Raw genomic sequence first — 14,916 nt, 5'->3', positions numbered from 1 at the left:
TTACCGAGTGCGTGTTCGCTATTCGGTAACCCCCTCGCGCAACTGCCCCCGAACCTGGCACCATTGGCACACGTGAGTAGCCCACGCATCCATCCGCACCGCATCCAGCCCAACCGCCGTTCGCGACTGGCCCTGATGGGGTTCACCCTGATGCTGATCGCGGCCCTGTTGGTCGGTTGCGTTGGCGGCAGCCAGCCGGGCCCCACCGCGCTGCCGCTGCGTCCCACCGCGACGGCCGATTTCAGCACCGATGAGCTGCAGCAGGGCCTCGACGACATCGTCGCCGCTGGTGTGCCCGGCGCTGTGATTGAAGTGCGGGTGGGCGACCGGGTGTGGAGCTCGGGCGCGGGCGTGGCATCACTGCGATCAGAACTCCCTGCGCGCCCGGAACAAACCTTCCGCGTGGCCAGCCTCACCAAACCGATCCTCGCCGCAATGGTGCTGCAGCTGGTCGATGAGGGTAAAGTCTCACTCGACGACCCGTTCAACGACTACTTCCCGCAGCTGTTCGCAGACGCCCCCGAACCGGTGACCATTCGACACCTGCTGCAGCACACCTCCGGGCTCGACGACTACATCGCGCGGCTCGGGCTAGAAAACCCCGAGCGCATCCCCGAAATTCTTGCTACGCCGCACAAACCCGAAGACCTGCTCAAACTCGCCACCAAGCAGGGCTGGCGGTCAACCCCCGGAACCGAGTACTACTACTCGAACGCCAACTACATCGCCCTGTCGATGCTGGTCGAAAAACTTGACGACCAACCGCTCGCCGAATCGCTGCGCACCCGCATCACCGAGCCGCTGGGGCTGAACTCCACGCGCATCCCCGAAGGCACCGAGCTGAGTGACGATCACCTGAACGGTTATTTCACCGAGCAGGGCTTCAGCATTGAGGTGACCAGACAGGATGCGTCACTGTGGTCGGGTGCCGGCGGCGTCGAATCAAACGTCAGCGATATCAACACCTTCATGCGCGCGCTCATGAGCGGCGCGGTGGTGCCGCCCGAGCTGCTCGCCGAAATGACCGAGCTCAGCGGCGACGGCTACGGGCTGGGGCTGCAGGGCCGAGCCGACAGCTGCCCCGATCGAGCTCCCGTCTACCTGCCGCTGGAGATTTCGGATGCCGGCGGTGAACAATCGCCGCAACCGACCTCAATGCCGCAGGGCGAATCGACACCCACGGCCGCCGCCGCTCAACTCGGCGGCGCCAACACTCCGGCAGCCACCGAGGGTGAAGAAGTGCAGATCGGCGAGGCTGGTGTGGTTTACGGGCACCTGGGTTCCGGGCTCGGATATCGAGCACTGACCCTCACCAGCCCCGACGGTGCCCGCCAGGTCACGATCGCCTGGAATGGTTCGCCCGCGAACTACGGGGATGATCCGCGGGTCGACATCGTCTACGAGCTCGCCGATAAGGCGCTCTCGGTCGACTGCTAACGGCAGGGATGCATCCCGGCTAAAAAATCATCGGTCGGTCATCATCGAGCTCGGTTTCAACATCGAGCTCAACCACCACCGGAACGTGATCGCTCGGGCCGTCGCCCTTGCGCTCATCCCGCACAATTTCACCGGCAGTGACCAGCTCGTCAAACTCGGGCGTCCCGAGAATGAAATCGATGCGCATCCCCTCGTTTTTTGGGAAGCGCAGCTGCTGGTAGTCCCAGTAGGTGTAGCCCTCAACACCGCGCGAGCGCAGCGCATCCACGAACCCGTCCTCGAGGAAGGCATTGAACGCGGCGCGCTCGGGTGCCGAAACATGCGTGCGGCCCTCGAATGCCGCCATATCCCACACATCGATATCGAGCGGGGCGATATTGAAATCGCCCATGAGCGCCAGCGGGGCACCCGGATGCGCGGCGCGCCACTGCTGAATATGCTCGCGCAGCGCCGCCAACCACTCGAGTTTGTACTCGTAGTGCGGGTCGGTGAGTTCGCGACCGTTGGGCACATACAGCGACCAGATGGTCACCCCCTCGATCTGGGCGGCCAGCGCGCGCCCCTCGCGCGGCAACTCACCATCGGCGCCCGGCTTACCCCAACCGGGCATGCCTGCAAATCCCTCGGTGATTTCGTCGATAGGCAGCCGCGAAGCAATCGCCACGCCATTCCACTGGTTCAAACCCCGAGCAATAACCTCGTAACCGGCTCGCTCAAATGGTTCGTAGGGGAACTGTTCGGGTTTGCACTTGGTCTCTTGTATCGCGAGCACATCAATATCGGCTCGCGTGATGAAGTCGACAACCCGGCCGACACGGGTGCGGATGGAGTTCACATTCCAGGTGGCGATGCGCATTGCTCCACCGTACCTGTCACACGGTGCCGAAGTTCCGACATACACTGGCGAGGTGACTGACGCGCGTGCATCCCTCATCGAACTCATCAAATCGGAGGCCGTTTTCCACGGTGACTTTGTTCTCACCAGCGGCAAACGAGCTCCCTACTACATCGATCTGCGCAAACTTTCGCTCGACCACCGCGCTGCACCGCTGATCGGTGATGTGCTGCTCGAACTGATGGCCGAGTTCGGTGAAATTGCCGCTGCCGGTGGCCTCACCATGGGTGCCGACCCGCTCGCGAACGCGGTGCTGCACCGCTCGGTTGCTGCCGGCAAACCCATCGATGCGTTCGTCGTGCGTAAAGAACCTAAAGACCACGGCCGCGGCCGCCAGATTGAGGGCGCCGAGGTCGCGGGTAAGCGCGTCATCGTGCTCGAAGACACCTCCACCACGGGCGGTTCTCCACTGAAGGCTGCCGAAGCGCTCGAGCGGGCCGGTGCCGAAGTGGTTGCGGTGTGCACTATCGTCGACCGCGCCACCGGTGCGGCTGAGCGCATCGAAGCCGCCGGCTACCCCTACCGTGCCGCCATCACACTCGACGACCTCGGCCTGCCGCCGATCGAATAGCATCCACGATGCCCACAGCATCGACCGAACGCAGCAGACCGCAGCGAGTGCGCTGGCTGCTCATCGGTGTCATTATTTTTGTGCTCGCGGTGGTGGCCGGGCGCTTTTTGGCGACCCGGTTCATCCCGGTAGCCGAACCATCAATCCCACCCCCAACACCCACGCCCACCGCAACCACGCTCGCGGATCTGACCGCACCCACCTGCCTGGATGCACCCCTGACTGAGCTGCCGGATGAATTTGCGCCGGTCGACTGCGCCGGTCTGCATCGCACCGAACTGGTGGCGCAGGTGCCGATTGCCGAAGCACTCGAACTCGAAGACAAATATGAGCGGCCGCGCGACAAGCCGCTTTCAGCCCACGCCATGCTCGCCTGTCAGCAGGCGGATGCGTTCGCCGAAGTGAGTGACGAGCGGCTCGCACAGGTGGAAATTGTTGCCGTGTGGCCCACCAAAAAACAATGGCAAAAAGGGATGCGCGACTACGCCTGCTTTGTCACCGCGGATACGCCGTGGCAGGGTGCGTTCAACGAGTAGCTACTGCTGCGGCAGGCGCCAGCCGTGCACATGCTGCAGCACCCACGCGTACATGGTCGCGGATGCGGCCGCGCCCACATTGATCGAGCGGGTCGAGCCGTATTGCGTGATGGCAACACACAGATCGGCGGCCGCAAGCACCTCGGGCGAAACACCCGGCCCCTCCTGCCCGAATACCAGCACACAGTCGCGCGGCAGCGGTGTCGCTTCAAGCGGCACCGAACCGGGCACATTGTCAACCGCCACGATCGCGAGACCGCGCTCGCGCATCCGGGCCACAAAACCATCAACCTCGGGATGGTGATGCACGTGCTGGTAGCGGTCGGTCACCATCGCGCCGCGCCGATTCCAGCGCTTATTACCAACGATGTGCACCGCCTCAGCCCCGTAGGCATTGGCCGAACGAACAATTGAACCGATATTGAAATCGTGCTGCCAGTTCTCCACCGCAATTTCAAACGGGTGGCGCTCGCGATCGAGCTGTTCGACAATCGCTGCCTTCGTCCAGTAGCGGAACCGATCGACAACATTGCGGCGATCACCCTCGGCCAGCAGCTGCCGGTCGTAGCGCGGATCGTCGGGCCAGGCAGCCTCACCTCCCGGCCACGGGCCAACACCAATCTCGGGTTCGGTCGAGTCGTTCATAGCTGCAGACTACGGCAGGAGCTCGTTGGTGTAGGCGGCGGCACAGTCAACCTCACCCGAAATCAGCTGCGCGGCGGGCATGAACTCGCACATCCGCTTCCAGGTTTCAACATCGTTGTGCAGCAGCGGCTGCCCTGCCACCGGCTGCATGAGCTCATTCGTTGCCAGCAGCGTGGCCAGCGCATCCTCTCGCACCTGCTCGGTCGACAGCGTCGGAATGTATTTCGCGGCAATTTTGACGGTCTCATCGGGGTGCTCGAGGGTGTATTCCACACCGCGCTGAATGGCCGCGAGGGCAGCGGTAACCTCATCGCCGCGCGACTCGATCACGCTGTGCGAGGCGCCAATGGCGGGGCCAACCAGCTGCGGGGCATCCGCGTCAACCGCGGCAATGGTGCGCACCTCGAAGCCGGCTGCTTCGAACTGCACGGCATCGTTGTTTTGGAAGCCCATGACCGCATCCACCTTGCCCGAGGTGAGTGCCGCCTGCTGCGTGTAACCGATGTGCTCAATTTGCGCCTGGTCGCTATCGAGGCCGGCGTCACGCAGCAGCGCCTGCAGCGCGAACCAGGTTTCGCCATAGGGGCCCGGCACACCAACTGAGTGGCCGGCAAGATCGGCGGCCGATTCAATCGGTGAGTCGGCCGGCACAATCAACACCGCCGGATATTCGGTGTAGAGGGTGCCAATTGCGGTCACCGGAACACCTCCTGCCGCACCCTGCAAAATTTCATCCCCCGCGGCGTACACGAGATGCTCGCTGCCGCCCTCGAGCGCACCAAAAAGCGCCTCACTCTCGCCGTGGTGGCGCAGCTTCACATTCACGCCGGCCTCATCGAAATAGCCGAGCTCTTCGGCCACATAGATTGGTGCGAACTGAATATTGGGCGTGTAGGTGAGTCCAATAGTGAGGTGATCGCCGGATGCGGCCGGTGCGCAGGCCGAAAGCGCCAGTGCGGCGGATGCGGTCGCAACAGCGGCCAAAAAACTACGGATGCGACGGTGAAGGCGGGTCATGCGGGTTTCCTTTTGATGCGGGTGCGAGAAAGCGATTCGAGGATGCGAAGCACAATAAACAGCCCAACGGCCAGCACCACGAGCATGATGAGGGCACAGAACAGCCCCTCGGTGTCATTAGCGTCGCGGTAGAGGGTCAGTAGCAGTCCGAGCCCGTGGCCGCCCATGGTGAACTCGCCCACCACTGCACCGGTGACCGAGAGCGCGGCACCGGCGCGCACGCCGGCGAGCACACTCGGTAGGGCCAGTGGAGCCTCAACCCAGCGCAGCGACTGCCAGCGGCTGGCGCCGTCGAGGCGGGCGGCTTCGAGCACCTCGGTCGGCAGCGCCCGTACCCCCAGCACCGTGGTGATGAGCATCGGGAAAAACGCCACGATTGCGCAGAGAATTGCGATGGGTGCGAGCCCGTAGCCGATCCACAGCGCCAGTAGCGGCGCGATTGCCACCGCCGGAATTGCCTGCGAGGCGGTGATGTACGGGGTGAGGGCAAGGTCGGCCCAGCGCACGCGGGCAACCAGATAACCGAGCGGAACCGCCACGAGCACGGCGATGACACTGCCAACGAGCGCCTCAACGAGCGTGACCCCGGTGTGCTGCAGCAGCGGGCCACCGGCGAGTTCCTGTGTGAAGCGGCCGAAAAGCGTGGACGGGGCGGGCAAAAACACCTCGGCGACCACGCCGGCGCGCACCACAAGCTCCCATGCTGTGACCAGCACGAGCGCAAAAACAATCGGCGCCAGCCAGTGCATCCGGCCAGCCCTGCGGCCGCGGATGCGTGCGGCGCCGACTGTGGTTGGGGCGGTCATGATTCTCCTCGGTTAGTCCGGGGAGAGTGGCAGCATTGCCAGCAACCGCCGCACCGCTGGTAGCGGTGAAGCTATAGCTCAAATCGCAATGCCGAAGCATTGCGCGTGCGCCTCTCATCCGGACTTTCACCGTCGGTGCTGGAATTTCACCAGCTCAACCGCTACCTGGTTGGCAGCGGGTCGCGGACTTTCACCGCCGGTTCGGAATTACACCGACCCCGGAGCACGTTTGTTGCAACCACCATACGCTGAACGGCAGGTCGTTGCCAGATCACGATGCGCCCGATCGAGTACCAATGTCATCCCCGTGGCCGATGAGCCTGCTGTTAGGCTCGGCAAAAGACACCTTCACGGTGCCAGGGCAGGGCGGCTCAACGGCTGAGGCCCACGGTCGCTCGATACCTGTGGGTCAGCCCGCTGTAAATGGAGCGAATATGAATCAGCCACCGCAAACTCCGCCGCACTGGAACTCGCAGCCCCCGCATCCCGGGCCCGGCTCGCATTCGGGTGGCCCAGGTCCGCATTCGGGGCCTGAGCCGCAGTATCCAAACCCGCACGGGGGTGCGAACCAGCCGCGCCAGGCCCCGCATCCCGGGCCATCGGCATCGAACGGCATGCCGAACCAGCAATACCAACCGGGTTTCAATCATCAGCCGCAAACAATGCATCCTGGCCCCGGCGCACCCCCTCCCTGGCCGGGGAACCAAACGCCGCCGCAAAAACCGCGACGTACGGGGCTCATCATCGGGCTCACAAGCGTCGGCGTGGTCGTTGTTGCCGGCGCGATTATCGGTTCAATGCTGCTATTCGGCGGGCAGGATGCGCGCCCCAGCAAAGAAGCCGAAGCAGCACCGGCAACGAGCGAGGAAGAGGCTCCCGAAACCACCGACACTTTTGAGCCGAACGACCCACCGTCAAACTTTGACGGTGATGTGTTCGCCGAACGCGACGCCTTTTTCGCCGAACAGCAGCTGCCCCTCGACGGCACACCGCTCAAGGCAGTCACGCCCGAACAGCACGCCTTCATTGATGAGATGAAAAGTCGGGGTGGGCAGTGGAGCGATGAACTGGAGTGGACCGCACTGGCGCTGGCAATGGACGCCTGTGAAACCTCAATATTGAACTCGCACAACGTCGACGCAGACACCGTGCGCATGCACGCGGCCACATCACCCCTCGTCGCCGATATGGCCAGCGGTGCAACCGAAACTGAACGCATCCGAATAACTGACGGTGCAATGAACATCGCCGCCACGGGCGTCAGCTATATCTGCTCGGCCGATCACCGAGACTGGTCGAACGCGCTCGCAGAAATTAACGGCGACTGGTAGCGAGCTTTTTGTTCGCACCGTTCGCACCGCTTGTACCGATCGCACCTGGCATCCGAAGCATCCCTTTTAAATAACAACGACCTACCATCAGAAACATGCACCCACAAAACCTGCTCAGCATCCCCCCGACGCTATTAGAAGCCGAACCCGAGGTGCTCGACGACCTCTCGCACCTGCCGGCAACGCTGCCGGCGCTCGAGGCCATCGTCGCCAAACACCCCGCATCCTCACTCGCCTGGGCCGAACTCGCTCAACAAGCCCGCCGCGAAAAACAGACCATCCAGGCCTACGCCTATGCGCGCGTCGGCTACCACCGCGGCCTCGACGCGCTGCGCAAAGCTGGCTGGCGCGGGCAGGGGCCAGTGCCGTGGTCGCACGAACCCAACCGCGGTGTGCTCAAATCATTCTGGCTGCTGCAGCAGGCAGCCGCCGCCATCGGCGAAACCGACGAGGTGAACCGCCTCGGAGCGCTACTGCGCGACGCTGACCCAAACGCCGGCGCAGCCATCGCTAGCGAGCTCGGCGGCGACTAGAATAGGAAGTTGGTCCGTGCCCAAAGCACGCGATCTCGCGCACACACCGAAATCTCGCGCACAAACGAATTGAGGATGGCCATGGCCGGCGTAGCAATCATCGGAAGCCAGTGGGGCGATGAAGGAAAAGGCAAGGCGACTGACCTTCTCGGCAGCCGTATCGACTATGTGGTGAAGTTCAACGGGGGCAATAACGCCGGTCACACCGTGGTTATCGGCGACGAAAAATACGCCCTCCACCTGCTGCCTTCGGGCATCCTGTCGCCCGGCGTAACCCCGGTGATCGGCAACGGTGTCGTGGTCGATCTCGGTGTGCTGTTTGAAGAACTCAACCACCTCATCGAGCGCGGTATCGATGTGTCGAAGCTGCAGGTGTCGGGCAACGCCCACGTTATCCCCGAATACAACCGGGCACTCGACCAGGTAACCGAACGCTTCCTCGGCAAGCGCCGCATCGGCACCACCGGCCGCGGTATCGGCCCAACCTACGCCGACAAAATCAACCGTGTCGGAATCCGCATCCAAGACATCTTCGACGAGCGCATCCTGCGCCAAAAAATCGAAGGCGCGCTGGTGCAAAAAAACGAACTGCTGGTGAAGACCTACAACCGTCGCGCATTCAGCGTCGACGAGATCGCCGACAACCTGCTGTCGTACGCCGAGCGTCTGCGGCCGATGGTGGGTGACACCTCGCTCGAAGTGCACCGCGCCCTCGAAGCGGGCAAGACCGTAGTTTTTGAAGCCGGGCAGGCGACGATGCTCGACATCGACCACGGCACCTACCCGTACGTCACCTCATCCTCAGCAACCGCCGGAGGTGTGGCGACCGGTGCCGGTATCTCGCCGCGCCAGATTGACCGCATTGTGGGCATCCAGAAGGCCTACATCACGCGGGTTGGTTCAGGGCCGTTCCCAACCGAACTGCACGACGCGGATGGTGACCGGCTGCGTGAGGCCGGCGGTGAGTTTGGTGTCACCACCGGGCGGCCGCGCCGCACGGGCTGGTTCGACTCGGTGATTGCGCGCTACTCGTCGCGGATCAACGGTTTTACCGACATTGTGATGACCAAGCTCGATGTGCTCTCAGAGTTTGAGCGCATCCCGGTGTGTGTCGCTTACGAGGTTGACGGTCAGCGCTTTGATGAGATGCCGCTTTCGCAGAGTGACTTCCACCACGCGAAGCCGATTTACGAATACTTCCCGGGTTGGCAGGAAGATATTTCGGGGATGCAGCACTTCGATCAGCTACCCGCGAACGCGCGCGCCTATGTCGAGGCGATCGAAGAGCTCTCGGGCGCCCGCATCTCGGCTGTTGGCACCGGCCCGGCGCGTGACCACATCATTGAGCGCCACAACCTCCTCGGCTAGCAGCTGCCCGGCCCGGGTTTGCCTGGCCCGGTCTGGCCCGGCCTCGTCTGCCTGCCGGGCTGTTCTGCCTGCCGGGCTGTTGCAGATTTTTGTTTCCTGAACTCGGATTTTTGTTTCCTGGCATCAGATTTTTGTTTCCTGAACTCAGAAATTTGGCTGCAAAACCAGCCTATTTGGCCTGAAACAGCCTGGAACTGCCGGTTTTGCAGCCAGGAAACAAAAATCTGCAGCGAACTGCATCCAGGAAACAAAAATCTGCAGGCGGGATGCAGTCAGGAAACAAATCTCCTCAGCAGGGATGCAGTCAGGAAACAAGAATCTGCAGGGCAGGTACCGGCGCGGCGGCGGGACGGGCAGGGCAGATACCGCCGGGGCAGGCGGCAGCACGCCAGGGCAGACAGCAGGCAAGCGCGGATGCGGTTCTCAGGGCGGATGCGGTTGGATACCCCCATGAGTGCAGTGCAGCTTCCCAGCCCCGCAGCATCCTTGACGGGCCACCACGTGCGGCTGGAACCGATGTCGATCGCCGGGCTGCGCGAAGTGGCACCGCTGCTGCGCGTACCCGAGGTGTTCGCGGGCGGCCACGGCGGCGGACCCGCAGCGATGCCCGCATCCGATGAGGGATACGTCGAGTTTTTTTCGACCTATTGCCCGTGGCTGCGCGGCGGCCGCAGCTATCTGGTGCGCTACGGCGACCGGCTCGTGGGCACCACTTCACTGTATGAATTCAATCCGAACACGCGTTCAATCGCGATCGGCTACACCGCCTATGCCCCCGAAGTGTGGGGCACGGTAGTGAATCCGGATGCAAAACTCACGCTACTTCGATGGGCGTTCGGCAGCAGCTTCGAGCGCGTTGTTTTTCATGTGGCGGCGGGTAATGAGCGCTCGCGCGCCGCGGTCACCAAGCTCGGCGCGCAACTGGATGGCGTGCTGCGCCGTGACCGGAAAATGGCTGATGGCAGCTGGGATGGCACCGCCGTGTTTAGCATCCTGGCTGCGGAATGGCCGCAGATCCGCGACGTACTCGAGCGGCGAATCGCCGCGGCGACCCCGAAGGTGCGAGGATAGAACCATGACGAAACTCACTCGTGACGAGCTTGCCAAATACATCGACCACACCCTGTTGAGCACCGACGCCACCAACGAAGACGTCGCCGCGCTCTACGCCGAAGCGGCCGAGCTCGGCACCTACGCGATCTGCGTTTCGCCAAATATGCTCCCCGTCGGCGCAGCCTGGGGCGACACCGAGGCCACCGCCACCGAAATCGCCGCGAACGGCCCGCAGGTCGCGACCGTCATTGGCTTCCCCTCGGGTAAACACCACTCGAGCATCAAAGCGGCCGAGGCAGTTCGTGCCGTCAGCGACGGCGCCACCGAGCTCGACATGGTGATCGATATCGCCATGCTCAAGGCGGGTCGCGACGATCTGGTTGAGGCCGACATCGCCACGGTACGTCGCGCGGCGCCCGCCCCGGTGGTGCTGAAGGTAATTATCGAATCGGCCGCGCTCACCGATGATGAGATCGTCCGCGCCTGCCAGGCCTCAGAGCGTGCCGGCGCCGACATGGTGAAAACCTCCACCGGCTTCCACAAAGCTGGCGGCGCGAGCATCGAGGCCGTGAAGCTGATGCGCGAAACCGTGGGCGATCGCCTGGGCGTGAAAGCTTCGGGCGGTGTGCGCACCTACGAGGATGCGGTGGCGATGATCGAGGCCGGTGCCAGCCGCCTCGGGCTGTCGTCGGGCAAGGCGGTTCTGGCCGAAGCGCCGACGGAGTAGCCGTTCATGACCGAAACTCCCGAATCAGCACCGTCGCAGGCTGCCGCGCTCGAGCAGCTGCGGCAGCTGCGCTGTTCGATCGACAATTTTGATGCGGCACTCGTGCACATCCTCGCTGAACGGTTTCGCTGCACGCAGCGTGTCGGTCAGCTAAAGGCCGAGCACGGGCTGCCCGCATCCGATCCCGACCGTGAGCACCGACAGGTTGCGCGGCTGCGTGAGCTCGCAAAAGAGTCGGATCTCGATCCGGAGTTTGCCGAGAAGTTTTTGGCGTTTATCGTTGCTGAGGTGATTCAGCACCACCTGCGGATCGCGGGTGAGGAGGGCTAAGCACGCGCGCATCCCCAATAGCCGCTGTCTCCCGGCGGTTGGCTGATTTCAACCTGTCAACCGACGCGAGCAAAACCGCAATGAGTAAAGGATCTGCAATCGTCATGACCGAGCAGTCACGCCGAACCGGCAAATCGACTCGCACTGCACCCAAGCGCTGGTCGAGTAATTGGCGTAACTGGTCGGGCGAGGTGAGCGAGCGCTCGCAGCTGGCAGCTGGCCCAACGAGCGAAACGGCAGTGAAGGCGCTGGTCATCGGTGCCGGTGGTTCGCAGCTGCCGGTGAAGGTGGTTGGTGCCGGTCACTCGTTTAATGACATTGCGGCCACCGAGGGGCTGCGGATGCACCTCGACGACTATCGCGGCCTGGTTTCGGTGAACGAACAGAGCCGCGTGGCTACGTTCCGTGGCGGCACGCGATTGTCCGAGATCCCCGGCTTGCTGGCGCCCCACGGTTTGGCGCTCGCGAACCAAGGCGATTCGGATGCGCAAACTATTGCGGGCGCAATTTCAACCGGTACGCACGGCAGCGGTCTGGCGTTTACAGGCCTTTCGGCGATGGTGAAATCGCTGCGGATCGTGCTGGCTGACGGTTCGATTATTTATTGCGATGAGCGGATGCATCCAGAAATTTTCGAGTTCGCGCGGCTCGGTCTCGGTGCACTTGGCGTGATCGTTGAGGTGGGGATGCAGTGCGTCCCGGCTTTTCGCGTTGAGGCGACCGAGGGCGCGGAGCCGCTCGATGAGGTGCTGGAGAGCTTCCAGCAGCGCTCGCGTGAAAACGATCATGTGACGTTTATTTGGTATCCGCCGGCGCAGCGTGCCTATGTGAAAACCTTCCGTCGATTGGCTGCCGGTGAGGAGCCCGAGGGTGTGCCGCCGCTTTCAAGGGCATCGCGGTTTATGGACGGCGAAATTGTGCAGAACTGGGGTCAGGGCCTGCTTTCGTCGGTGGGCGCGGTGGCACCGGGAATTGTGCCGCGCGTGAACCAGGTGTCGAGCAACCTGATGTGGGAACGGCAGTACGTTGCTGATTCGCATGAGGTGTTTGTTTCGGCTCGGCGGGTGCGGTTTAACGAGGTGGAATATGCGGTGCCGTTCGAGGCCGGAGTTGAGGCGGTGCGTGCAATCCAGCGCCTGATCACCGACAATGACTGGCGCATTTCGTTCCCCCTCGAGGTGCGCACTGCGGCGGCCGATGATGTGCCGCTGTCGATGGCCTATCAGCGCGATTCGATGTATATCGCGGTGCACCGCTACCGCCGCGAATCGCATCTTGAATATTTCGGTGCGGTTGAAGAGGTGCTGCGCGACTTCGACGGCCGACCCCACTGGGGCAAGCTGCATTCGCTGCGGGCGCCGCAGTTTGCTGAGCTGTATCCGCGTTTTAACGAGTTTGTGGCGCTGCGTGATCGGCTCGATCCCGACCGGGTGTTTGACAACCACTATCTTGAGCGGGTGCTCGGCAGCTAGCTCGACCAGCGGTTTTTCGGAATTTACGTTCGCGGTCGATTTTTCTGTTACCCTCGCGGCCACTTGCGGCACGTGAGAGGAGAGCGAAGTGGCGCTCGAAGTGGTCAGTGGAGACTTTCAGCGACTCGCCGATGCATTGGCAGAGGTTGCCGGGGTGATCTCGGGTTCGGTGCACGTCAATAGCCTTCCGGGGGAGGTGTCGTCGGGGATGCCATCGAGCGGCTCGGCGGGGGCGGCCGGTTCGGCGGCGGCCAAGATTAAGAGCGCTGCGAGCGCCCTGGCGTCGGCGATCGACTCGGATGCTACGGCGGCTTCGCTCGTTGATACGACGATGCAGCAGACTGATGCGGGCAATGAGGCTTCGCTGAAAATTGAGCACCAAATGAAGGATTACACCTATCCGGGAGGCGGGCAGTAGCCATGATGAACTGGAGCGATCTGCGCAGCTGGAAATCTGGCCCGATCTTTGCCGCCTACGACGAGGTTTCGCGCTGCGAGCAAATTTTGAGCGATGCCAGTGAGGGGCTTTCGGATGCGGGAACGGCGCTGCAATCGGAGGGCGAGTCGGCGTCGGCTGCGCGCGGGCAGGTGCAAAACCTGCGCCATCAGGCGGATCAGCTCGAGGCACTGCTGACCGATCTGATGCAGGGATGCTTGGGTGCGGCCGGTAAGGTGGCGCGTATTGAAGCTTCGGTGCCGGATGTTGATTCGTTTGCGAGCGCCAACGAGTTGGAGATTCACGATCCGGGAACGGTTGTGGTGAGTGCCGCTCGCGAGGCTCAATTGCGAGCGATATTGAGCATAGGGGACGCGGCTGCGGTGCAACTCTATAATTTGGAGCGCCAGAAGACAGACAGCGCCAAAATGCGGTGCCAGGGACTGGTTGATGAGGTGCGGAACCGGGCAAATGAGACCGACCGTCGATTCCAAAGCGTATTGACGAGCGTGGCTGCGGGCGAGGTTTCGGATGTGGCATCCCTGCTTTCGCAGCTCAACGGTGAGGGCACCGGCGGGGTATTTGATGGCAAGACCCCGGGTGAAGTACAGGCGCTGTGGCAGTCAATGTCGTGGGAAGAGCAGCGTGCCATGATGGCGATGGATCCTCATGGCCTCCTCAATAGGGAGGGATTGCCGCCAGAGATTCTTGAAGAAGCGTCGCGCATCAAGATGGGTGAAGAGATCGACGAGATGCTGGCGCGTCGCAATGAGATCGATGAGCGGCTGAAAGAACTGGAGGGTAGCCTTCAGGCGCGCTATTTCCCAATTGAATCTGGTGCGAGCAGTGAAATACGGTCGCTTGAGGAAGAAAGAAAGCGGATCAACGAGCAGATCAACCTGCGCCAGCGCGCGATCGACAATGGCGGCTTTGTGATCTACGACCCCGAAAACGGCAATATTGTCGAGCGGGTGCACACCGGTGGCCGGGGACCCACCGAGCACGTCATTACCTACCAGCACGGTACGGGTGGCGACTACGACGGTGTTTTCGACGGCTCAAGCGGTGGGGCTGCGCGTGATATTGCGCGGCACGCTGGTGACAGCCCGACAGATCTCTATATCCACCACCAGGGCGATGCGATTGGCTGGTCGGGCGACGACGCCAACTCGAACGAAGCATTCCTCAATAACAAAGGTGCCCAGCTCGCCGATTTCCAAGAGTCGCTTTATGTGCAGGAAAACAACCGCGACGCCAAGTACCACGGAATTGGTCACTCAGCCGGAAATAGTGTTGTGACCGGATCTGAAATGCACGGGGCGCGCTACGACAGCGTCACCTCGCTATCGGGATCCTTCATGCCGGAGGGGTGGCAGGCCGACCCGAACACCGAGTACCGGCACTATCACTACGAGGGTGAACCGATCAATGCGGTGGGCATCATGAAAGACAGCCCGAATGAAGACCCCGCTTTCGAGACAAAGCAGTTTGATTCCGGTAGGGATTTCGGGCCGCACTGGTACACACCGCTATCGGTGCCCGGCTGGGTGGATGCGGGTGTGGATGCCTATAACAGCCACACCACATCCAGCAAGGGATCCGACCTGAACAAACCCATCGTCGACCAGGTAGTGAAGTGCCCTGAGTTTTGTTCCTAGGCTTGTGCCTTGATTTCCATTATTCCTTGACCGGGGTGGTGTTCCCAAAATTCGGCTTCTACTTCAGCCGGCGTGCGGTAGCCCAGGCTCTGGTGAAGCCG

General features: G+C 62.5%; 16 protein-coding genes and 1 riboswitch. Of the genes, 12 read left to right on the top strand and 4 right to left on the bottom strand.

Going from position 1 to position 14,916, the window contains the following annotated elements:
* Window positions 1-72 precede the first annotated feature (72 nt).
* Window positions 73-1,437, top strand: a complete 1,365-nt coding sequence (locus PV375_RS07170; RefSeq protein ID WP_332106731.1) for a serine hydrolase domain-containing protein — start codon at window positions 73-75, stop codon at window positions 1,435-1,437.
* 19 nt (window positions 1,438-1,456) lie between these two features.
* On the opposite strand, the gene PV375_RS07165 is transcribed toward PV375_RS07170, so the two are convergent.
* Window positions 1,457-2,293 carry an exodeoxyribonuclease III gene (locus PV375_RS07165; RefSeq protein WP_332106730.1) on the bottom strand — a complete coding sequence of 279 codons (837 nt, stop codon included), beginning with the start codon at window positions 2,291-2,293 and terminating at the stop codon, window positions 1,457-1,459.
* A gap of 52 nt (window positions 2,294-2,345) precedes the next feature.
* Between PV375_RS07165 and pyrE the strand changes: the two genes are divergently transcribed.
* Both pyrE and PV375_RS07155 read left to right on the top strand, forming a co-directional pair.
* The gene (gene pyrE, locus PV375_RS07160) at window positions 2,346-2,903 is read left to right on the top strand and encodes an orotate phosphoribosyltransferase (RefSeq protein ID WP_201518038.1); all 558 of its coding nucleotides are present in this window, start codon (window positions 2,346-2,348) and stop codon (window positions 2,901-2,903) included.
* 8 nt (window positions 2,904-2,911) lie between these two features.
* Window positions 2,912-3,439 carry a septum formation family protein gene (locus tag PV375_RS07155; protein WP_332106729.1) on the top strand — a complete coding sequence of 176 codons (528 nt, stop codon included), beginning with the start codon at window positions 2,912-2,914 and terminating at the stop codon, window positions 3,437-3,439.
* Here PV375_RS07155 and PV375_RS07150 read toward each other — a convergent pair whose 3' ends face one another.
* The 3 genes from PV375_RS07150 to PV375_RS07140 are packed head-to-tail and all read right to left on the bottom strand — an operon-like array spanning window position 3,440 to window position 5,907.
* The gene (locus PV375_RS07150) at window positions 3,440-4,084 is read right to left on the bottom strand and encodes a TrmH family RNA methyltransferase (protein ID WP_332106728.1); all 645 of its coding nucleotides are present in this window, start codon (window positions 4,082-4,084) and stop codon (window positions 3,440-3,442) included. It abuts the gene before it with no gap.
* Between the two features lie 9 nt (window positions 4,085-4,093).
* A complete protein-coding gene (locus tag PV375_RS07145) occupies window positions 4,094-5,101 on the bottom strand; it encodes an ABC transporter substrate-binding protein (RefSeq protein ID WP_332106727.1) in 1,008 nt (335 codons plus the stop codon).
* Entirely contained in the window at window positions 5,098-5,907 is an 810-nt protein-coding gene (locus PV375_RS07140; RefSeq protein WP_230972719.1) for an ABC transporter permease, read from the bottom strand. The genes PV375_RS07145 and PV375_RS07140 overlap by 4 nt, the downstream gene beginning before the upstream one ends.
* Before the next feature lie 102 nt (window positions 5,908-6,009).
* A riboswitch (FMN riboswitch) is annotated at window positions 6,010-6,137 on the bottom strand.
* Between the two features lie 432 nt (window positions 6,138-6,569).
* Between PV375_RS07140 and PV375_RS07135 the strand changes: the two genes are divergently transcribed.
* The 9 genes from PV375_RS07135 (at window position 6,570) to PV375_RS07095 (ending at window position 14,815) form a co-directional block, all read left to right on the top strand.
* The gene (locus tag PV375_RS07135) at window positions 6,570-7,238 is read left to right on the top strand and encodes a hypothetical protein (protein ID WP_332106726.1); all 669 of its coding nucleotides are present in this window, start codon (window positions 6,570-6,572) and stop codon (window positions 7,236-7,238) included.
* Window positions 7,239-7,333: 95 nt separating this feature from the next.
* On the top strand, window positions 7,334-7,771 hold the full coding sequence (locus tag PV375_RS07130) for a DUF3151 domain-containing protein (RefSeq protein ID WP_332106725.1): 438 nt from the start codon (window positions 7,334-7,336) through the stop codon (window positions 7,769-7,771).
* A gap of 81 nt (window positions 7,772-7,852) precedes the next feature.
* Window positions 7,853-9,139, top strand: coding sequence for an adenylosuccinate synthase (locus PV375_RS07125; protein WP_201522118.1), 1,287 nt, complete (start codon window positions 7,853-7,855; stop codon window positions 9,137-9,139).
* Between the two features lie 450 nt (window positions 9,140-9,589).
* Window positions 9,590-10,210 carry a GNAT family N-acetyltransferase gene (locus PV375_RS07120; protein ID WP_332106724.1) on the top strand — a complete coding sequence of 207 codons (621 nt, stop codon included), beginning with the start codon at window positions 9,590-9,592 and terminating at the stop codon, window positions 10,208-10,210.
* 4 nt (window positions 10,211-10,214) lie between these two features.
* Window positions 10,215-10,919: a deoxyribose-phosphate aldolase gene (gene deoC, locus PV375_RS07115; RefSeq protein ID WP_332106723.1), complete on the top strand. Its 705-nt coding sequence runs from the start codon at window positions 10,215-10,217 to the stop codon at window positions 10,917-10,919.
* A 6-nt stretch (window positions 10,920-10,925) separates the two neighbouring features.
* Entirely contained in the window at window positions 10,926-11,249 is a 324-nt protein-coding gene (locus tag PV375_RS07110; RefSeq protein ID WP_201522116.1) for a chorismate mutase, read from the top strand.
* 104 nt (window positions 11,250-11,353) lie between these two features.
* Window positions 11,354-12,721 (top strand): D-arabinono-1,4-lactone oxidase, encoded by a 1,368-nt coding sequence (locus PV375_RS07105; protein WP_332106722.1) that lies wholly within the window; start codon window positions 11,354-11,356, stop codon window positions 12,719-12,721.
* 88 nt (window positions 12,722-12,809) lie between these two features.
* Window positions 12,810-13,139, top strand: a complete 330-nt coding sequence (locus PV375_RS07100) for a hypothetical protein (RefSeq protein ID WP_332106721.1) — start codon at window positions 12,810-12,812, stop codon at window positions 13,137-13,139.
* A gap of 2 nt (window positions 13,140-13,141) precedes the next feature.
* Window positions 13,142-14,815: a hypothetical protein gene (locus PV375_RS07095; RefSeq protein ID WP_332106720.1), complete on the top strand. Its 1,674-nt coding sequence runs from the start codon at window positions 13,142-13,144 to the stop codon at window positions 14,813-14,815.
* The last annotated feature ends 101 nt before the right edge of the window (window positions 14,816-14,916 follow it).

It is taken from the genome of Gulosibacter sp. GYB002, from assembly GCF_036577665.1.
GTDB lineage: Bacteria > Actinomycetota > Actinomycetes > Actinomycetales > Microbacteriaceae > Gulosibacter > Gulosibacter hominis.
Note: the sequence above shows the minus strand (reverse complement) of the source record. Positions and strands in the feature narration are given on the sequence as shown.